Below are 20,900 nucleotides of genomic sequence, written 5' to 3'. Positions count from 1 at the left end.
TCTATTATGGAATTTGCTCTGACTTTCAGACAAATTCTGCAATACTTGGACGATTTGCAATCTCAAATCTAAAATCCAAAATAGTATAAGTTGGGCTAGTCCCAACTCAAACACAACAGAAAAACCAACAAGCTCATCAATCAAAGTTTATGTCAACCTCCAATCCTCACAATCTCACCGCCGAAGAAGCGAAAAAATTACTGAATAAATTTAACTGTCTAGACATTGCGCCTATTCTCAAGCCATCAGAAAAAGAAGTAATTCGTGATGCCCTAATTTTGGTAACTAAACTTGCTGATTATCAAATTTTAGGAATTTGTGCCGATACAGCAGAAGAAGGAATACTGGCTATGAAGACCTATTCTTTGGCTTTGGGTTATGAACCACCAAACAATTTGCTGACACCTGAAGGGCCAGTTTATATCAAATTAAATGGTAAAAATGGCTTGTGCTATCTTGATTCTTATGCTGGACATCATCGTGGAGTATTAGTATCTTGTCAGTCTTACCACGAAGACGGAATCAACGAAATGTATGGACATCTACCCTTGGATTTATTTGTATAGAATTCGGCAAATGTAGGTAAGGTATGTGCTTTACCTACTAACTAACGATCAATGAAAAATTACTAGATTTTATGAGTATTATTACACTCCAGTCGGTTAAAAAAGACTTTGGCATCAAAGAAGTTTTAAAAGATGCCAGTTTTAGCCTTGATGCTACCGATAAAGTTGGCTTAATTGGTACTAACGGTTCAGGGAAATCAACCCTATTAAAAATGATTGCCGGGTTAGAATCCATTGATAGCGGTCAAATTATAATTAACTCCGGTTCTAAAATCATCTACTTACCCCAGCAGCCAGATTTAGATGAAAATCATACAGTTTTAGAGCAAGTTTTTGCAGACAGTGGCGAACATACAGCTTTGGTGCGTGAGTATGAAGAACTATCAGATAAATTAGCTCACTATCCAGATGATAACCAACTGATGTCTCGCCTTTCTGCGGTGATGCAAAAGATGGATACAAATGATGCTTGGGAACTAGAAACGAATGCTAAAATCATCCTCACAAAATTAGGAATTTCTGACTTTGATGCCAAGATAGGCACTTTATCTGGAGGCTATCGCAAGCGCATTGCTTTAGCATCAGCATTGCTAGCAGAACCTGATGTTTTGCTCATGGATGAGCCAACAAACCATTTGGATGCTCTTTCGGTAGAATGGTTACAAAGTTATTTAAATCGCTATCGCGGCGCACTTTTTCTAATCACCCACGATCGCTATTTTCTAGATCGTGTCACCAATCGGATCGTGGAAATTGACCGAGGCGACATTTACACCTATTCAGGTAACTACTCATATTACCTCGAAAAGAAAGCTTTAGCTGAAGAATCTGCCGTCAGTAGTCAACGGAAACATCAAGGCTTATTGCGACGCGAGTTAGAATGGCTCAAAAAAGGGCCGAAAGCTAGAAGTACTAAGCAAAAAGCTAGAATTGATCGCGCTCATGCTCTGCGGGATACTGAATTTAAAGAAGTTCAGGGTAAAGTTGATATTTCGACAGTTGGTCGTCGCATTGGCAAAAAGGTTATTGAATTAAATAACGTTTCCAAAGCATACAATGGGCGCACCTTGATTAATAATTTCACCTACGAATTTAGCCCAGAAGACCGCATCGGTATTATCGGCGCTAATGGTGCTGGTAAATCCACTTTAATGGATATTATTACTGGTCAAATTCAGCCAGATTCAGGTGTTGCAGAAATTGGGACTACAATTCACATCGGTTATTTTGACCAGCATTCTGAAGAATTGCTCACAGCCTTAAACGAAAATCAGCGCGTGATTGACTACATCAAAGAAGAAGGTGAATTTATCAAAATTACCGATGGGACTCAAATTACTGCTTCGCAAATGTTAGAGCGGTTTTTGTTTCCTGGTAATCAACAGTATGCCCCAATTAATAAACTTTCAGGTGGTGAAAAACGCCGTTTATTTCTCTTGCGGGTTTTGATGAGTGCGCCTAATGTCTTAATTTTAGATGAACCGACAAATGATTTAGATGTTCAGACGTTGGCAGTACTAGAAGATTATTTAGAGGATTTTGTCGGGTGCGTAATTGTAGTTTCTCACGATCGCTATTTTCTCGATCGCACCATCGACACAGTATTTTCCTTTGAGGAAGGCGGTAATCTCCGGCAATATCCAGGTAATTACTCGATTTATCTGGACTATAAGAAGGCTGAAGAGGCACAGCAACAAGCTGCTAACGCTAAGGAGAAGCCGAAAAATGTCGAAGTTCAAAATAATGGTGCGGCTTCACCCAAGGATGGAGAGAATACCAAGCGGCGGAGATTATCCAATTGGGAGAAAAAAGAATTTGAGCAATTGGAAGGGAAAATTGCCGAGTTAGAGGCTGAGAAAGAAGAAACCGAGAAAACACTAGCAAATGTCTCACCGGGGAATTATAGCCAAGTGCAGAAACTGTATGATCATGTGGAAAAGCTCAAGCACGCGATCGATGTGGCAACTGAACGCTGGTTAGAATTGGCGGAGATGGAGTCTTGATGTTTTAACGTGACGTGAATTAAGACAAGAGACGCGATGAATCGCCGTCTCTACAAAAGACTGATTGTAGAGACGGCGATTTATCGCGTCTTTGTGATGATTTATTCTGAAGCGGTTTCACAAAAAATCAAATTCGATCTTTCAGAAGTTTTAAGAATGGTTGGCTGTGATTCTAACTAATTATTCAGAATGGAGAGCGTTCAAGGCGATTTCTGATGGATGAACCACTCCGTTAGCTGCTAGATTGGCTTTCTCCAGCCTGCGAAGCACGATCATGCCACGAGAGCGATTCGATGAGGAATCTTTATCTACGCAAGCGGCATATATACGTTGAATTGGGCATTTCCAAAACCGGGTATACCGTTTAGGATTTGTATCTGCGATGGTTATTTCTTGAGTTTTCGGGTCATAGTCTGCCAATAAGGAAAAGTGACCACCTTCTAAACTGGGATTTTCATGGGCAATACGGGTATTGAAGTTAAGAATGTGGACATCAGTTTCATCACAAACGGCAGCTTCAACTTCACGGGTGAATGCTTCGAGGGTCATACTCGGTTTATCAAAATGCTCTACCCGAATGGACACAGGTATTTCTTTTTTTTCAAGGTAAGTTCGACAAGTATCGTAGGTTTCTGCTAACGTCATGCCATCATCTAAAACCGATGCGATCGGCAGTTGGGTAGCATAAAAAATCTCATCAACAGTGGTCAGATATCCCAATGCGGTAAAGGCATAAGCAATTGCAGTGACATTACAACAGTAGATGGGTTGTTGAAACTGATGTAGTTGAATGATTTCCAAATCTCGTTTAGAAATTTGAGCTAAATTATCAAGATCCATTTTTCTGCCTTTTTTTATATATATCGATTAACTCAGGATTTACAGCTTTTTTGAAAACCGTGCTTGTATTATCTAGGACTCGCCATTAAAGACGCAAGGACAGTTAAGACAGTTAAGCAAATTTTTGAGGCATCCATTAGACGCTTTGCTTTGCATGTACGTACTCTCCAACAAACTGAAGCGGTGTTCCTCGTGTTGGGAGCGGTCTTCCTCGTGCTGGGAGCGGTCTTCCTCATGCTGGGAGCGGTCTTCCTCGTGCTGGGAGCGGTCTTCCTCGTGCCGGGAGCGGTCTTCCTTGTGCCGGAAGTGGTCTTCCTCGTGCTGGGAGTGGTCTTCCTCGTGCTGGGAGCGGTCTTCCTCGTGCTGGGAGCAGTCTTCCTCGTGTTGGGAGTGGTCTTCCTCGTGCTGGGAGTGGTCTTCCTCGTGCCGGGAGCGGTGTTCCTCGTGTTGGGAGTGGTTTAAATTTTACCTTTTTATATTAATTAGATACCGAAAAATTACTGATATAACCTGAAAATTTTATAAGCAAAAACTGCGAGTTCTGCTGAACCGAAACGCAGTTTAATTAAGCCAAGCTAGCTTTAGCAGCATCTTAAAGGAGTAATTTTATGTCTCGTCAAAAACGTACATCCCGCATTTTAGAAAAAGCTCAGTTAAGATCCGCCGGACTGAAATCGATTGTTCCAAGCATCAAATTTGACGAAAATTATAATCTGGAAAAACTGATTGAGTCAATTGAGCAGTTACGTAACAAACTTGATGTTTATAATACTGCTCTGTCTGTGGTTGACTCTTCTAAAACTGAAATTGAAGAGATGGAAAAAAACTTGAGTCAGCTTTCTGAGAAGATGCTGATGGTGGTTGCAATCAAGTACGGCAAAGACAGCCGCGAATATGAGATGGCGGGTGGTGTTCGCAATAGCGATCGCATTCGCAAAATCAGGTCGAGCCGCTTGAAAAATGTTGCAGAGCAAGCATCAGATGAAAATGCTAAAACTGCATAAAGGGGCTTAAATCTGTTGTTTGACAAATTGGACGTTAGCACGCTAGCAAAATCAGCACATAATACATATAGTCAATAACAGGCTAGCGTCCACTAAAAGCTACTAATGCCGCAAAATAACCAAACCGCCGTTGAATTCCGCGATGTCACCTTTAGCCGCAATCATCGCCCCTTGGTGTCAAATCTCAACTTCAACATCCGCCAAGGAGAAGCACTAGTATTACTTGGGCGCAGTGGTAGCGGCAAAACCACCACAATGAAGTTAATTAATCGCCTATTCACACCTACACAAGGCGAAGTTTTATTTGATGGTATTCCCACAACTCAATGGGATGAAATTAAACTGCGGCGAAAAATTGGTTACGTCATTCAAGAAATTGGTTTATTTCCCCATTTTACAGTTGAACGCAATGTGGGTTTAGTCCCAGCTTTGGAAGGTTGGCAATCGAAACAAATAAAAACGCGGGTTTATGAGTTGTTGCAATTAGTGGGTTTAGAACCAGCGCAATTTGCAGGGCGTTACCCGCACGAACTTTCGGGAGGACAAAGACAAAGAGTCGGGGTAGCCAGGGCTTTAGCAGCAGATCCACCTGTATTGTTGATGGATGAACCCTTTGGCGCACTCGATCCGATTACGCGGTTAGAACTGCAACAAGAGTTTCGGCGTTTGCAGCAAGAGTTAGGAAAAACTGTTGTGTTTGTCACACACGATATTCAAGAAGCCTTGGTTTTGGCATCGAGAATTGGTTTAATGTATGGCGGAGAATTGGTAGTATTGGGGACAACAGATGAATTTATGCGATCGCAACACCCAGAAAGCCTAGCCTTTCTTAAATGTCTGCGTTCCTTCCAAGACAATTTATGAAAAATTTCTTTCTTGTTAAGTATGCCCCAGAAATTCTTCAGCATACTCTTGAACACTTATTTTTAGTAGGCATCGCTATTGGAATTGCCATACTTATAGGCATTCCATTAGGTATTTTAATTACACGTAAAACTTATCTCCGCCAACCAATTCTCGGCATAGCGAATATTCTTCAAACTATTCCTAGTTTGGCTCTCTTTGGTTTACTCATTCCTGTTCCTATAATTGGCGGAATTGGGGCTGTACCAGCAATTGTTGCTCTGACTGTATATTCTTTGCTGCCGATAATTCGTAACACCTACACAGGGATTACTGGTGTAGATCCAGCGATTCGAGAGGCTGGGAGAGGTATGGGAATGACGGATAGACAATTGTTATTGCAAGTTGAGATTCCCTTGGCAATGGGGGTCATTTTAGCAGGTGTGCGAGTCGCAACGGTAATTGCTATAGGCATTGCAACCATTGCAGCTGCGATCGGGGCTGGTGGCTTGGGAGTCTTTATTTTTCGCGGCATATCAGTAGTGAACGATCAGTTAATTTTAGCTGGTGCAGTTCCGGCGGCGGTAATTGCATTATTGGCTGACTTTGCAATTGGCTGGTTGGAGAATAAATTAAAAATTAAAAGTTAATGAAAAGATTTTTAGTATCGTGCTTTTTAACTTTTGCTTTGTTATTAGTCATCACTAGCTGTACACCAAATGTAAAGAGTAGCAGTGATGGCAATATTATTGTTGCTTCCAAAGATTTTACTGAGCAAGATATTTTAGGTGAACTTCTAGCACAGCAAATAGAAGCAACAACTAATTTAAAAGTATCTCGTCGTCCCCGTTTGGGTGGTTCTTTTGTTTGTCATAACGCGATTACTACTGGCAAGATTGATGCTTATATTGAGTACACGGGTACAGCTTTTACTGGAATCTTAAAGCAAAAAGCAGTTAATGATCCTAAAGAAGTTTATGAAAGATTAAAACAAGCATACTCCCAGCAATTCAATTTGGAAGTGATGCCAAGCTTGGGTTTTGAAAATACTTTTGCGATGATTGTTCGGGGAGATGATGCTAAACGCTACAATATTCAAACTCTCTCGGAAGCTACTCAATATACACCTCAGTGGCGCGGTGGTTTTGGTTACGAGTTTTTAGAACGAGAAGATGGTTTCCCTGGATTAGCTAAAACTTACGATTTACGTTTTGCCAAATCTCCTCAAATCATGGACTTGGGTTTGATATATCGTGCTTTGATTCAAAAACAAGTAGATATGGTAGCGGGTAACTCCACTGATGGGCAGATTTCTAGGTTGGGTTTAGTTGTGTTAAAGGATGATAAACATTATTTTCCACCCTACGAGACTGTGCCAATTGTTCGGCAAGAAATATTAAAAAAATATCCCCAATTAAAAACAGCGATCGCTTCACTTGCTGGAAAGATTTCGGCAGATGAAATGCGACAATTAAATTATTTAGTTGAGGGTGAATTACGTGATATTAAAGATGTTGTCCAGGAGTTTCGCAAATCGAAGGGATTAAAATAATTCGTAATACTTCTCTAGGAGAGGCTGCGCCCTAAGCGTAGCTATGCCGCAGGCTTTACGGCTACGCTCAGTACAAGTTCGTAATTCGTAATTCGTAATTAAGGGTCAGTGTAACGCACTCTACTTGTCAAGTTTAAATTGTTCGTAGTAAGGACTTTAGTCCTTATCCTCTAAGACGTAGGTTGGGTGAAGCGGAGCGCAACCCAACATATATCAGAATGTTGGGTTACGCAAAGCCTCCACCCAACCTACAATTTTTTTGCAACATTTTAGCCTTGCCGCTCCACTACTGTTGTCCATGCAAAAAGTTCTTTAACCACCTAATGACTTCACTTGTTGATTGCTCATTGGCCATTTGGAGACATTGCTGCACAATTTCTCTGACGTTAGGAAAGTAGCTGCTTTCTGTAAGCACATAACTTTCTGTCTGTAATCTATAAATTAATAGGCGATTATTCTTTAATATCCAAACTTCTGGCACTCGATAAGGTAAGTAATCATTAATATCGGTGTAGCTTGTAACGTCTATTTCAATTGCTAAATCTGGTGGTGGATCTGACTCCCAATCAATTCTTTTTTTCCCGACTACTGCTCTACAATTTTCAATGTAAAAGGAATAGTCTGGTTCAATACCACTAATTTCTGGCAAGCTCATGGTAATGGGCGTAAATGACTCGTATATGCGGTTTAAATGATCCAGCAAAACCTTAGCAATATCTGCCAGCAAACTCGCATCTCTTCCGTGTTCTGGTAGCGGTGCCATTAGCAAAATTTCCCCAAGTCTATATTTAATGCGAGGCGAAGAGCGATCGCCTAATTGCTGACTCAATACTTGATAGTCTTGCCAATCTCCCAAAAGCTTCAACACCGCGCCAGGTGGTAACTCGATTCTTTCTGGTGTAATTACGGTATTCATATTAGCTTGCATTGTAAGTATTGCCGTAGATGCGTTGGTGTAGCCTCTCGTAGAAAAGCAGCTTGTCGCCAGACATCGCATTACATGGAGGTTGAATCTAATGAACAAATTATATCAAAGATTTTTGCTTACAAATAGAAAGCCACGGCTCTTTTTAGAAGCTGGATCATTTGTGAGCATTGCTTTCCATAAATCTGTTGTTTTTACCCACACTGGTGGATACTTGTAACGAGAAACATCCAGAATTAAAAATCTATCTGTTTGCTCATTATATGCTGCTACAGGGGAAATATGTCCTCCTTTTTCTTGACCTATTTCTTTGCGTAAATAGTTTATTAAAATAAAATTTTGCGGTTGTTTTAAATTTTCTGCCGCTTGTTTGCGGAACTGCTCTAAACTAGTATCGGTAGCGTGGTAAACATTAACTTTAACGCCATAGCTGGATAGTAATTTTCCTAACTCGTCTAAAGTCATACCTTGGCGAGACACAACTTCAGGAGTTAGTACTTTTTTGGTATTATCATTACTAAAAAAGTTTTCTTGAGTAAATACCCTATATGGCTTGTACTGTGCTGCTTCTGGTGCTGGAATTTGTAACCCATTCAGTACCATAACCATACTAGCAACACCACAATATGCCTGATTAATTTGAGTGGTGAATTGCATACTCAGTGAAAAGAAGTCTTGATTCGACTTACTCTCAAATAATAATTTTTCACCTTCAGGTGTATTAAAACCTATTAAGTTAGAGGAAAGCGGTAATGTTTGAGAAAGAACGCTTCCACTAGAGATATATAATCCAATAGTTAAAGCTTTGAAAAATGTTTTACTTATTTTTCGCAACATAGTATTTATAAGTACTGTAAAATTTTTAAATCATATCATATTAATAATCTCACACTCAGATACTAAGGGACTTCCGGTTAAAAAAATATCCCATCCCTGCGGGATGCTCCATGTTCACGTAAGTTAAATGGGCGGTTAGAAACCCGCATCTACAAGAGGCTTTACCCACCTCCGTGGGTTTCAAACACTCAATTTTTTTAGTCCGCGCAGGCGGACTACCCTGTGGGAAGCTGTAAAGCGTCTATGCTTGTGTAGCCGTGAATTCCATTCGCTGGGGCTTAAGTTGACACCTATGAATACCTTGCACCCCTACATAATAATATACAAATAATTTGGGATAATCTATTTTTTGCAAGTCCCTAAACAAGTATAAAATTTTAGGATAAATGGTAATAAAAATGCTTACTGTTGCTAAACCCAAGCAAGTTGCGATGCCTGCGGCGCGCGTAGCCATCGCAATTTTTTCTTTCACCCTCGTTGTTTATAGCCAAGTTGCATCAGCCGCCTTAACTTTACCCCTACGCAGCAAAAAGGGAATGGTGGTTTCAGCGCATCCTCTAGCAAGTGAAGCGGGAATTTTAATGTTACGCAAAGGTGGTAATGCAGTAGATGCAGCTGTAGCCACAACTTTTGCAATCTCTGTAGTTGAGCCTTTTTCCGCAGGCATCGGCGGCGGCGGATTTTTGCTGATGCACTCTGAGAAAACTGGCTACATGAAAGCTTTAGATTTTCGGGAACGCGCACCCTTGAAAGCTACAAGAAATATGTATTTAGATGCAAAAGGAAAAGTGCGTCCCAATGCAAGTATTAATGGTTATTTAGCAGTAGGGACACCAGGAACGGTGGCGGGACTTTATGAAGTACATCGTCGCTATGGTAAACTTTCTTGGCAAGAGGTGGTGAAACCTGCGATCGCACTCGCTAAAGATGGCTTTATTCTTGGCGATGCCGCAACTTGGCGTTATCTGCAAACAAATAACTCCGCCAAGCAAGTACTTCTCAAAAATCCAGGGATGCGGGAAATTTTCACTCACAACGGTGAATTTTATCAACCAGGGGAGAAACTGGTGCAGCGTGATTTGGCACGCACTTTAACAGCAGTTGCCGAAAATCCCCAAAGTTTTTACACCGGAAGTATTGCTCGTGCGATCGCTTCTGATATGGTAAAAAATGGTGGTTTAATTACTTTAGAAGACCTGAAAGCCTACAAACCAATCTGGCGGACTCCTATTTGTGGCAATTTCCGCAAAGCTAAAGTTTGCTCAATGCCACCCCCATCATCGGGAGGCGTTCACCTATTGCAGATTTTAAATATTATCGGTGACACTGATTTAAAATCTTTGGGATGGCATCATCCTGACGCTATTCAGTTAATGGTAGAGGCAATGAAAATTGCTTACGCCGATCGTTCAGAATATTTAGGCGATCCTGATTTTGTCAAAGTTCCTGTACAAGAACTACTCAGTCCAGCTTACGCCAAAGAACGCCGTCAAGAAATTAATATGCAAGTGGCTAGACCCTCGACCAAGGTCAAGCCAGTAGATAGAAAGACACTACAACGTTTTAGTCAGGCTAATAATCGGAGTTTAGGAGAAAATACCATTCCTTTATCTCATCAGTCTCTTAAACTGCACGCGACGCGGTATGAATCCACTGAAACCAGTCATCTTACGGTTGTGGATGAAGAACGCAACGCTGTAAGTCTAACTTTCACCATTAACCTCAGTTTTGGTGCTGGTGTGGTGACACCGGGAACTGGAATTATCCTCAACAATGAGATGGATGATTTTGCTGCTGCGCCAGGAGTACCTAACGCCTTTGGTTTAGTTGGTAACGATGCCAACAGTATTGCACCCCGAAAAACTCCCTTATCCAGCATGACTCCCACAATTGTCACAGAAAATGGTCATTTTCGGATGGCAGCAGGTGCGCCTGGTGGTAGCACTATCATCACTCAGGTTTTGCAAGTCATCCTAAATGTGCTGGAATACAACATGAATGTTGGCGCAGCTGTTTCTGTTCCACGCATACATCATCAATGGCTTCCAGATGAGTTGCGTGTAGAACCTTGGGGTTTAGATGCTCTGACTCTACAAGAATTACGCCGTCGGGGGCATAAAATTAAGGAAACTACTCCTTGGGGTAATGGTAACGCGATCGCGGTTACATCTGATGGAACTCTAGAAGGCGCGGCAGATCCTCGCGGTGAAGGTTCCCCCAGAGGTCTATGAGCGAGTGAGGGACTGGCGAGACACAGAGATGCACAGAATAACAAATAACAAATGACTAATGACTAATGACCAATGACTATTGATTTTGGATTGTTGACTCTACGTAGCTACTGCTGCCAAACTCATTGGCGCGTGCGCTAGGTACTAATGTCCAACCTGCTTTGAGAAGTTTTTGATAAGTTGCCCAACCTTTAGAACCACCTGGTATTTGATAATCTGGGACTGTGAAATGTCCAAAAGCCGTGTAGGGTCGCCAAGGCTGATTGGGTTCTGTCTGCAAATACAAGATTTTCTCGCCGTCGCCACCAGACTTAGATAACCAGCACATTTGTCGATGCATTGCAAACTCCTTTGCTTTTAGCTAACAACTAACGCATAATATCAGACTTTTGTCAAGTTACTTCTCACCCTTGTGAGCTATTTTTGGACAGGCAGATAAACAGATTTGCCTCACCTTATGTATTAGGGTGAGATTTTTCTAATGTTATCCGCGTTTTTTGCGATCGTGTGTAACAATAACTACTGTTTTCAGCGTAGGTTAGGAATTTGCAATCTGCTCTATTTTTAACAAACAGAAGTCAGGAGCCAAAATTCAGTTATAAATTCTGGCTCCTGATTACGTTGAAGGAGTGTGGGGGGTGTGGGAGGTGTGGGAGGTGTGGGGAGTGTGGGAGGTGTGGGGAGTGTGGGAGGATGGGGAAGAAATCTGACTCCCCACACTCCCCTCGGGATTAGCGGATGGTGCAGCGTGCGATCGCTGTAGAAAAACTCTAAATATTTGGTGGGCGGGTTTTTTGCGATCAAAGCCCAATTTGATCGGGTTTTCCAAATACCATAGCCTTCTCTGTAAATTGAAAAACTTAGCAGCAATACAACCGAGGTTTAGCAAAAGGTCGAGTTGTGATTGAGCATATCAATCTTTGTGGCCATTTTGTCGCCGACAATGCCGCGAATTGTCTGTACTAATTGGGTGTATGCAAAGTCAGACAAAGCTGGCGTTGTTTCTTGCAAGTTAATTGATTGATCTAAATCAATCCATGATTTGCAACCGCCGTATTTAGGGTAATAAGGAATTTCTTGCTCTTGGGTTAGCTTATATGTCCGCAGGAGGAGAATATAAAGGGGCTGACGTGGTTTCCATTTAAGGCGATCGCTAATAAAATGCTCGTTCCAAATATGGAATGGAAGCAAGGCGTTGACAAGAAATTCGTCACTAACTGGCAAAATATCTGTAATTTCAGCCCAACTGCCGATGCGAACTGTCTCTGGATGCCAACCTGATGTTACTGGATAAACACGATTAGCATACTCAGGTTTGAGCATGAAAGCTTGTTGATGTTCATAAGTCGGGTAAAGCAAAATTTGCTTGTGGGCAACTTGGAAATGTCCATTTCGTTCATGAATACCCCCTTTGCGGAGCAACATAATTGTTTTGCCACTCTCCAAGGCATTTACGGCGACTGCCCATTCTTTGAGAGCATGAAAAGTTGTAGTCAATTCCATCAGCATCTACTGTAACTCTGATTTAATTCAAGCTAAGACCGATAAAGTGTGAAACTGTCCAAGGGAATGAATTAGAAAGCAGTTATAAAAAAGCGATCGCTAGCAACCCAGCAGATAATCGTACTAAAAATAAACTGTTTCAATGCGAAAACTTTGAACATGCTCAACAAGCGCTACAAAAATTACGTCCCATAGCCCTTATTTATAATTGTACCCCTGCTCAGTTAGCTTTGCCGTGGCTAATTGCCCAACCTCAAATTAATCCTATTGCAAGGGCACGTTAACCCCAGCAAGCACTAGTACCGCAAGGCGGAATTAAAAATTAAAAGTGACGCTCGCAGACTCGCTAACGCTGCGCTAAAAAAATTAAAAATGAATACAGCATAAGGGTTTCGTTGATTTGGAATGATCGGTTTATTTCCGCCGTATTGTACTAGACAACGCATTAGCCGCCCAAATTAAGCTTTATCCTGGTCAATTGGTAAAAGTTGAGGCAATTAGACGTATTTTTAGCAATTGTCTGGATTAAAGTCAAATTATGTGCAATTGATGACAATGCAGTTTGATTATCTATGCTGAACTCTCGAAGATCCCGTCAAATATCTTAAAAAGACAGCCAGGGATCAAATATCTGGAGCTAGATTGCAAAATTTAACAAAACATCAACTTTAGTAAAGTAAGAGTTGCAACTTAGAAACTGAAGTGATAACTTAAATAGTAGGACACCAAACAAAATAAAACCAAAAGAAAAGGGTAAATGACTTAGTGTCCCCTGTCATCAACCCAAGCAAACTTCAGCATATCAAGATGACAAAAGTGGCAAAAGCCTAATGTAAAAGGCAAAGCCAAATCCCAAAGCGGAAAAACGCAAGAATGTTGAGTTTGTTAGTTGTCTAGTCCACCTTAGTTATTAACCTTCAATTACTTAATCAGTTTAACAATTTGAAATCTGTGAACTCGATAAAACCTGGTCAATCCTGATCAGGTTTTTGGTATTTTATTGTGATATACTTTTTCGGTACGGCAGATAGCACAGGAATTGACGCTTAAAGAGATAGTTGGGAAACTAAAGTCTTTTTAACAAAAGTCAGTTAATGTGCCCAATAAATATCAAACCTTTTGTTGGGTTACTTTATTTATTTTGTATATATAAAAAAGCCTACTAATATGGGCTTTTTTTTAAGAAAATAAGAGGATGTTTAAAAAGTCCTCTTGTTCAGTTGCAAAATGTTTTAGATCCCCTTAAGTCCCCCTTAAAAAGGGAGACTTTGATTCTGGTTCCCTCCTTTTTAAGGGGGGGTAAAGGGGATCAATAAGTACCTAAAATCACAGCTAACTACTTTTCAAACAACCTCTAAACTCAAATTAACTAAGTAATTTCCAAGCAGCGAAGAAAATATAATAGCAATGTATCGTCTTAAAAAAAATGATGAAATATAATAAACTTTCCAATAAAATTACTACAGCTATTATTATCACGCTCCTTTCTTTTTCTTGTAAGTCTTCTATTAGTACAAAAGCGGAACAGGCACAGGCAACAGATAAATCGAAATCCGATCCGAATCTTGTCTATGGAGATTTAATTATTAAAGAACAATCAGATTATATAATGATTCCCGTTGTTCTTCCAGAGCAGAATGAAGATAAAAAAACTGATTTAAGCCTTTCACGTTCTTATGAAAGAAATAACCAATTGTCTAACATCATCTTTTATCGAAAGCAAGATGGTGAATCTCATATTTTATTAAATAAAAAAGCCATTATCGCCTCCTTTGATTTATTAGAGGTAAAAGCTGTAGAGAAGCCGCCTACAAGGGTTTGGTTTTATAAAATCCTTGAACAAGACACAAATATAGATACAAAGCTCAACAGCGAAGATGCTACTGTTGGTTATCTTTCTGATTTATCAGGTAAGAATCTCCAGCAAATTACCCCAAACAATACTCAAATCATCAATTGGGTTGTTGTTCCAAGTCAAAATGCAATTTTTATAAAAATTATCAAAGACTCAGATAATGATAAAAAATTTACAGGAAAAGATAAAACTAATTTTATTAGGGTTAACTTAGATAAACCTGCTATGGGATCTGAGATTATTAGTAATCAGATAGAGCAAGAAATTAAGTCATCCGTTCTTAAGTGATTAGATTTATTGCATTGAATTGGATCCCGCTACGCTAATACCTCTCTACAAGGGTTCTGGACAACGCATATTTAATTTATGGAGATGTCTAATTATGTAGAATCAGTGAAAATGCAGTTTAGATAGTAAAACCTTATCCAAGCCATGATAAATAAGATTGTGGAAGCTCAGGCATGAGTAATGGATGTGAATGGTAACATTACTGTGGTAGCCCAAACTACAGTAAATCCTGTGCGTTCCTGGTTATCAATTACCTCCTGTCATGGTTATGACTAAAACAACTAGGATTTTTGGCGCGAATTCTGTAAAAGTTAAAAGACAGAAGCAGCCAGGGCGTTGGCATAAAACCACACTGGCTCACTTTTTACGTTTGCCTTTGTACTTCCTAATAGCTTTGCTATGCATCTTGGGTTCACCCGTGCTAGCAAAAGTTCCTGGCTCGATTAATTCTTCATCTCAATCACAAATTAACAATTTGCCATCGCTGGCTGTAGTTAATGACCCAGGTTCGCTACTAGAACAGGGAAAATTTTTATACAATTCTGGTAACTTTGCCAAGGCAGTAGAAGTATTACAACAGACTGTCCAAACATATAAGCAGCAAGGAGAAAGCCTCAGACAGGCAGCGACACTGAGTAATCTTTCCCTAGCTTACCAGCAACTTGGTTTATGGAGTCAAGCACAGCAGGCAATTACAGAGAGCTTAAACTTGCTCAAAGGACAAGATGAAAACCAAAATCTTCAAATCTTGGCCCAATCACTGGATATTCAAGGTCGTCTTCAACTGAGAATGGGACAAGCCGAGGCAGCTTTAGCAACTTGGCAGCAGACAGAAGAAATTTACAGGCGAGCGGATAATCAAAGTGGTGTGGTGCGATCGCTAATCAACCAATCACAGGCGTGGCGAACTCAAGGATTTTACCCCCGCGCTGTCAAAACACTAGATCGGGTAAGTCAGACGTTAAAATCTCAACCAGATGCGATAGAAAAGACAGTGAGTTTGCGATCGCTCGGTGATGCTCTTTTGGTAGTGGGCGATTTGGAAAAGTCACGCCTGGCGCTAGAAGAAAGTCTGACGATTGCTCGAAATCTGCAATCAAGCGCAGATATTGCAGCCAGTCTGTTCAGCCTGGGGAATAATGCCCGTAAACAAAAAAACAACCTACTGGCGATCGCCTATTATCAACAAACAGTTGCAGCATCTCCCCCACCTTTAATAAAAGTCCAAGCCCAACTCAATCACCTGAGCCTACTGATTCAAGATCAACAATGGGCAATGGTTCAAACTCTCTTACCATTGATTGAATCTGAACTCGCTCAACTCCCTCCTAGCCGTGCTAGCATTTACGCTCATGTTAACTTTTCCCAAAGTTTGGCAAAAGTCAAGGGTGGTATATTACAAGCATCTAGTCAGCATTACTACTCAGGATTCAGCACCAAAGAATCAGCAGTATTACTTGCCAGCGCCATTGAACAATCCCGCAGTTTAGGGGACAAGCGGGCAGAAGCATACTCACTAAAGAGTTTAGGCAGCTTGTATGAAGAAACAGGACAATTGTCATACGCGCAAGAGCTTACCCGGCAAGGATTAGCTTTAGCGCAGAGCAGCAATGCACCAGAAATCACCTACACTTTAGAGTGGCAGTTAGGTAGATTACTGCGGGCAGAAAAAGATATGAATGGTGCGATCGCAGCCTATGATGCTGCTGTAGACACGCTCCAATCCCTTCGCAGAGATTTAGTAGTCAATAAAGACGTAGTTAACCAGGATGTACAATTCAACTTTCGGGACAGCGTAGAACCCATCTACCGAGAATCAGTAGAGTTACTGCTAAAATCCCAAGAAGGAAAACCAGATCAAAAAATATTGGAGAAAGCACGCCAACGCATTGAAGCACTCCAACTAGCAGAATTGGATGACTTCTTTCGAGAAGCTTGCCTACAAGGACAGAGAGTAGCCCTCGATCAAATGGTGGATAAAGATAATCCCACGGCTGCTATCCTTTATCCAATTATTCTTCCTGACGAACTTCAGGTAATTGTCAAAATTCCCAAACAACCCCTGCAAAGCTACACTACTCAGATTTCTCATACAAAAGTAGAGAAATTGTTAGTAGAACTGCGAAAAAATCTTGTCAACCCCACCGCTACCAAAGCCATCCAAACCCAGGCGCATGAAGTTTACAACTGGCTGCTTCAACCCATTGAGTCAAAATTGCAAAACAGTGGGGTAGATACCCTAGTGTTTGTCCTGGATGGCCCCTTACGGAATTTACCAATGGCAGCTCTATATGATGGTAAGCAATACTTGGTAGAGAAATATGCAATTGCTCTGAGCGTGGGTCTGCAACTCCTCGATCCTAAACCACTGGTAAAACAGCAGCTAAGAGCGCTAACCGCAGGACTGACTCAGCCACCACCAGGTTTTTCTAAGTTTGCTCCGTTGCTTGCGATCAAATCTGAATTTGACGGCATTACCAAAGCAGGAGTCTCGACAACTAGCCTACTAGATGGAGATTTTAAGAAAAAGAATTTAGAGGGTGAAATTAATGCTGCTTCATTCAACATAGTGCATTTAGCAACTCACGGTCAGTTTAGTTCTCGCCTTGAAGACACTTTTATTTTGGATTTCGATGGTCAGATCAATGTCAAAGATTTTGATACTCTTTTTCACAGTCAGGGCAAAACCATAGTAGAGTTACTCGTTTTGAGTGCTTGCCAGACAGCAACAGGAGACAGCCGTGCAGCACTGGGTCTTGCAGGAGCAGCTGTCCGGGCTGGCGCACGCAGTACCATCGCCTCACTGTGGCAGATTGATGATGAATCAACGGCAATGTTTGTTAGTGCCTTCTATCGAGAACTCAAGAGTGGCAAAATCACTAAAGCCGAAGCTGTCCACCGTGCCCAGCTACAACTGTTACAACACCCTAACTACAAAGCACCAAGCTTTTGGTCTGCCTATGTGTTGATTGGCAATTGGTTGTAATTTAGGCACTTTTGGCTCATATAGAGCATGGGAATAGCTGATTAAAGGCTGCTGACTCCAGTAGGGGCGCAAGGTCTTACGCCCCTACCCCAACGCAGGGATGGGATGTTTTTTATATCATGTCTGGTTAATTAGTCATGATTATCTTTCCCCCTGCCCCCTGTGGACTTTATGATAAGTCTTTAAACGGACATGATATTACTGAAAGTCCCCAAACAAAAATAAAAACATATCATATCTAATCTAAACCTCGTCTACCTTGAGAACCGTAGTTTTCCCGGATTTCTCACGATACTGTAGGCAGGGGAGTGTGGGGAGTGTGGGAAGTGTGCGGGGTCAGATTTCTTCCCCATCCTCCCACACCTCCCACACCTCCCACACCTCCCACACCTCCCACACCTCCCACACTCCTTGATTTCTCACAAGTGAGAAATCAAGGTTGGGTGCAGCGATCGCGTAACCCAACATAAAATTTGGTGGTAATTTTGGGTTGCGTTTCACTCCACCCAACCTACATGAATATATCTTTTAAAAAACTCTAGGTTTCAACATAGATGAAGTTTAAAAAATGATTGGTCAATTCACTAATCAAATTGTTGTGGTGACAGGAGCAAATAGCGTATTAGAAAAATGCTGCTGATACATTAATGGCACATGATTTACTGACTTATCTCAAAAGCTCATGAAGGTATGAAAAATACTACAACTTTTGCAAGTAGCTATCACATTAGCTCAAAAATAAGGGAATTTTAATAATTATCTGTTGCAATATGCCATCGCATACATTTATTATTGTCACAATCACCTAATTCACCACAGAAATATATTTATACTGTGAAACTTTCCATACGATTATACTGGTGATTACAGCATTACTGACATTCTTTTTTTTACAGATATTTAAAGTAAATTTATATACTTAAAATTTTACAGTAATAATTTCCATCTTTACTTCAATAAATCCAGCTATAAAAACATTCTCTTAAAATTAACTACTGACATTGCAGCAGTTTTGAATAATAAAATTCAAAGAAAGAATTTATTTAAGTCGTAATTTTACGGTTTTTAATGACTAATATTTAAAGTTACGATCTTACCCAAGGTGGTAAAAGCAACAGTACATTTATATGTACTTTATTGCACCATCGAAAAATAGTTTAGCTTGAGTTTTTGTTAGCTCCTTACACAAATGTGAGGAGAACTATCAGAACATTTTCTGCCATAGTTTATGAGGTACATTGTTTATTTTGATAGCGATTACAATCGCTGTGGCAGCATCTTAAGCTAACAAACTTTCTGACTTTCTCAATAAGTACTGTCTCAGGCTTTTGCCTGTGAAGTGCTATGGCTGACTGGATAACCAAGTCGGTTACAAACCCATTTGTCTATCGTTAGGAATATGAAAATGAAAATGAAATCAATTCTTGAGTTGATTGAGCAGAAGAACCAGGAATATGCCAAGTTACCGTTCTTTGAGTATATGAAAGACGAGTCCATTGATCCACGTCAGAGACTGGCATTTGCACCTGTGATTGCTCCACTGGCACTGGAATTCAGTGAGTTATGCAAACGAGTTCTTAGAGATGAGCCAACGACTAATTACATTCAAGAGATGGTAAATCTGCACACGCACGAAGAACATTTTCACTGGCAATGGTTACTAGAAGACATGGAAAAGATGGGGATTGACTATCCTATGCGGTTTAGTGATGCCGTGCGATTCCTTTGGAGCGATCATACCAAGGTTTCTCGTTCGATGTTTCCTATCTTTGAGCGGTATACTCGGGGAGCAGATCCTATCATCAGATTGGTTGCCATTGAGGTATCCGAGGTGACGGCGAATGTTTTTTTCCGTTCAACCATGTCTGCGGCCTTGCAACTGCAAGAAATGACTCAAACAGAGTTCCGTTACTTTGGTATGCGTCATAACCATATAGAAAATACCCACACTCTTCATACTCCCTCTTCTTTGCAAATCATGAAAGAAATTGAGGTGTCGGAAGAAATTCGTCAACAAGCACTTGAATTAATTGATGTGGCGTTTGTGTATTTTACAGACTTGATCAATGAGTTTTTGGTTTATATTAAGACTCATTCTTATCAAGAACCCTTTTCTAAAGTGTACGAACCAGAGCGATCGCTAACATCTCCCTAAGCTATCTGTTAAATTTTCTATTCATTCGGCGACGGTAAAAGAGTCAAAGCCTTTTATCGTCGTTTCTTTAACAGTGACAGCTACTGTATAAATAGCATTGCGCTCTTGCTGAATTGGTTGAATTACTCCATCACAGTCAGTGGCTCGACTCATTAAGCTATATTGTCCTGGTGTTGGTGGAGTCCATTGAAACGTGAATCGTTGCCAAGCATATTGCAACCGTGATTCAACTTCAGCAGCTTGCCAGGTGATACCACCATCTGTACTAACATCCACCGACTGGATACCCTTGGATGCCCAGGCCCAGCCCGAAAGTGTTTGAGGTTGAAGGTATAATACTTCATTTTGGGAAGGATGAACAATTACAGACTCCGGTGCAACTTCCCAAACGGGTTTTAAAGTCGCATCATCGCCTCCAACTCGATCGTTATAGAAAGTTGTTGTAAAGGGTCCTGGCGATCGCTGATTTGTGACATAAATATGTGAGAGCCACTTGACAAAGTTCGTGCCATAGTAGCCTGGAACCACCAGCCGCAAAGGAAAACCCCGCTCTGCTGACAGAAACTCACCGTTCAGCTTGTACGCCAGCAGTACATCATTATCCAATGCTTTTTCGATAGGAATATCTTTTATATATGAATCGCTAGCAACTCCCTCATAAACACCGCGATCAGTTCCGACAAACCAGACATAACGGGCTTCAGGTTTTACTTGCAATTGATTAAGAATTGCTCTGAGCGAAACTCCACCCCATGTAACATTACTAATGAGTCTTGTCGGAACCTTGGGTTGAAGCGGATTGCCTGAACATTCGTGGAAAACTGTTAATTCACGATACTCCAGACTCAGCAAATTCTGATATGACAACTCAAGATTTTGCTCTACTAATCCCGAAATTTTCAACTTCCATTGCTCAATGTCAATGGCTGGGATTCCTAGATGGCTGAGAACGAATAGATGGTTTTCAGGAGTAATAAAAGACTGGAGATCGTGAACACCCAGTGGAAACTTTGCAATCATTCCTACATAGCTCATGCTCTGATCTTCTAAAGTTTGATCGAACTCATTCATTTAAGCAACCTGCCATTAACGATTTTTCAAACATTTTTTATCGAAACAGAATTCAGGAGTCAGGAGCCAGAATTCAGGAAAGGTATTTTGTGCGACACAACGAATAGCGGTAGTTGAGCGTAGCCGAAACTCGTCAACATAGGTATTTTTTTCATCAGAAATCACCTTAAGACCCCCACTAAATCTGCATATTTAGTGGTGCAACAATTCAGTGGCGAGTCTGAATCCCCCACTGATAGCG

The 20,900-nt window shown here is 40.9% G+C and carries 18 protein-coding genes and 1 pseudogene; 12 read left to right on the top strand and 7 right to left on the bottom strand.

The window, feature by feature from the left end:
- Positions 1–149 precede the first annotated feature (149 nt).
- Positions 150–566 (top strand): DUF1824 family protein, encoded by a 417-nt coding sequence (locus GJB62_RS23905; RefSeq protein WP_114085940.1) that lies wholly within the window; start codon positions 150–152, stop codon positions 564–566.
- Positions 567–637: 71 nt separating this feature from the next.
- On the top strand, positions 638–2,569 hold the full coding sequence (locus GJB62_RS23900) for an ABC-F family ATP-binding cassette domain-containing protein (RefSeq protein ID WP_114085939.1): 1,932 nt from the start codon (positions 638–640) through the stop codon (positions 2,567–2,569).
- 180 nt (positions 2,570–2,749) lie between these two features.
- On the opposite strand, the gene GJB62_RS23895 is transcribed toward GJB62_RS23900, so the two are convergent.
- Complete coding sequence (locus GJB62_RS23895) at positions 2,750–3,409, bottom strand: phytochelatin synthase family protein (RefSeq protein WP_114085938.1); 660 nt, start codon at positions 3,407–3,409, stop codon at positions 2,750–2,752.
- A 63-nt stretch (positions 3,410–3,472) separates the two neighbouring features.
- Here GJB62_RS23895 and GJB62_RS23890 point away from each other — a divergent pair, with 63 nt between their 5' ends.
- The 5 genes from GJB62_RS23890 to GJB62_RS23870 all read left to right on the top strand — a co-directional run bounded on the left by GJB62_RS23890 (position 3,473) and on the right by GJB62_RS23870 (position 6,808).
- Positions 3,473–3,871, top strand: coding sequence for a hypothetical protein (locus GJB62_RS23890; RefSeq protein ID WP_114085937.1), 399 nt, complete (start codon positions 3,473–3,475; stop codon positions 3,869–3,871).
- A gap of 146 nt (positions 3,872–4,017) precedes the next feature.
- On the top strand, positions 4,018–4,413 hold the full coding sequence (locus GJB62_RS23885; RefSeq protein ID WP_114085936.1) for a hypothetical protein: 396 nt from the start codon (positions 4,018–4,020) through the stop codon (positions 4,411–4,413).
- Between the two features lie 105 nt (positions 4,414–4,518).
- Positions 4,519–5,277: an ATP-binding cassette domain-containing protein gene (locus tag GJB62_RS23880; RefSeq protein WP_012409202.1), complete on the top strand. Its 759-nt coding sequence runs from the start codon at positions 4,519–4,521 to the stop codon at positions 5,275–5,277.
- Positions 5,274–5,906 (top strand): ABC transporter permease, encoded by a 633-nt coding sequence (locus GJB62_RS23875; RefSeq protein ID WP_114085935.1) that lies wholly within the window; start codon positions 5,274–5,276, stop codon positions 5,904–5,906. The genes GJB62_RS23880 and GJB62_RS23875 overlap by 4 nt, the downstream gene beginning before the upstream one ends.
- Positions 5,906–6,808 (top strand): glycine betaine ABC transporter substrate-binding protein, encoded by a 903-nt coding sequence (locus tag GJB62_RS23870; RefSeq protein WP_114085934.1) that lies wholly within the window; start codon positions 5,906–5,908, stop codon positions 6,806–6,808. Before GJB62_RS23875 ends, GJB62_RS23870 begins: the two co-directional genes overlap by 1 nt.
- Positions 6,809–7,094: 286 nt before the next feature.
- On the opposite strand, the gene GJB62_RS23865 is transcribed toward GJB62_RS23870, so the two are convergent.
- Both GJB62_RS23865 and GJB62_RS23860 read right to left on the bottom strand, forming a co-directional pair.
- Positions 7,095–7,724 carry a Uma2 family endonuclease gene (locus GJB62_RS23865; RefSeq protein ID WP_114085951.1) on the bottom strand — a complete coding sequence of 210 codons (630 nt, stop codon included), beginning with the start codon at positions 7,722–7,724 and terminating at the stop codon, positions 7,095–7,097.
- Positions 7,725–7,838: 114 nt separating this feature from the next.
- Positions 7,839–8,570 (bottom strand): phytochelatin synthase family protein, encoded by a 732-nt coding sequence (locus GJB62_RS23860; protein WP_114085933.1) that lies wholly within the window; start codon positions 8,568–8,570, stop codon positions 7,839–7,841.
- A gap of 431 nt (positions 8,571–9,001) precedes the next feature.
- On the opposite strand from GJB62_RS23860, the gene ggt reads away from it, so the two are divergent.
- Positions 9,002–10,801: a gamma-glutamyltransferase gene (gene ggt / locus GJB62_RS23855; RefSeq protein ID WP_245246196.1), complete on the top strand. Its 1,800-nt coding sequence runs from the start codon at positions 9,002–9,004 to the stop codon at positions 10,799–10,801.
- A gap of 76 nt (positions 10,802–10,877) precedes the next feature.
- Here ggt and GJB62_RS23850 read toward each other — a convergent pair whose 3' ends face one another.
- Complete coding sequence (locus GJB62_RS23850) at positions 10,878–11,141, bottom strand: hypothetical protein (RefSeq protein ID WP_012409208.1); 264 nt, start codon at positions 11,139–11,141, stop codon at positions 10,878–10,880.
- A gap of 542 nt (positions 11,142–11,683) precedes the next feature.
- A complete protein-coding gene (locus tag GJB62_RS23845) occupies positions 11,684–12,310 on the bottom strand; it encodes a DUF1802 family protein (protein ID WP_114085931.1) in 627 nt (208 codons plus the stop codon).
- Positions 12,311–12,408: 98 nt separating this feature from the next.
- Between GJB62_RS23845 and GJB62_RS23840 the strand changes: the two are divergent.
- From GJB62_RS23840 to GJB62_RS23830, 3 genes and pseudogenes are all read left to right on the top strand, one after another.
- Positions 12,409–12,588, top strand: a pseudogene (locus tag GJB62_RS23840) (aldo/keto reductase); the annotation flags it as partial.
- Positions 12,589–13,733: 1,145 nt separating this feature from the next.
- A complete protein-coding gene (locus GJB62_RS23835) occupies positions 13,734–14,447 on the top strand; it encodes a hypothetical protein (RefSeq protein WP_209271504.1) in 714 nt (237 codons plus the stop codon).
- A 268-nt stretch (positions 14,448–14,715) separates the two neighbouring features.
- Positions 14,716–17,433 carry a CHAT domain-containing protein gene (locus tag GJB62_RS23830; protein WP_159402559.1) on the top strand — a complete coding sequence of 906 codons (2,718 nt, stop codon included), beginning with the start codon at positions 14,716–14,718 and terminating at the stop codon, positions 17,431–17,433.
- Between the two features lie 336 nt (positions 17,434–17,769).
- On the opposite strand, the gene GJB62_RS36750 is transcribed toward GJB62_RS23830, so the two are convergent.
- Entirely contained in the window at positions 17,770–17,934 is a 165-nt protein-coding gene (locus GJB62_RS36750) for a hypothetical protein (RefSeq protein WP_167755966.1), read from the bottom strand.
- Positions 17,935–18,844: 910 nt separating this feature from the next.
- Between GJB62_RS36750 and GJB62_RS23825 the strand changes: the two genes are divergently transcribed.
- A complete protein-coding gene (locus GJB62_RS23825; RefSeq protein WP_114082661.1) occupies positions 18,845–19,588 on the top strand; it encodes a hypothetical protein in 744 nt (247 codons plus the stop codon).
- A gap of 21 nt (positions 19,589–19,609) precedes the next feature.
- Here the strand turns inward: GJB62_RS23825 and GJB62_RS23820 are convergent, their stop codons facing one another.
- Complete coding sequence (locus tag GJB62_RS23820; protein WP_114082613.1) at positions 19,610–20,659, bottom strand: molybdopterin-dependent oxidoreductase; 1,050 nt, start codon at positions 20,657–20,659, stop codon at positions 19,610–19,612.
- Positions 20,660–20,900 lie beyond the last annotated feature (241 nt).

The sequence above is a fragment of the Nostoc sp. ATCC 53789 genome, from assembly GCF_009873495.1.
GTDB lineage: Bacteria > Cyanobacteriota > Cyanobacteriia > Cyanobacteriales > Nostocaceae > Nostoc > Nostoc muscorum_A.
This window is presented reverse-complemented; position numbering and strand designations above follow the sequence as displayed.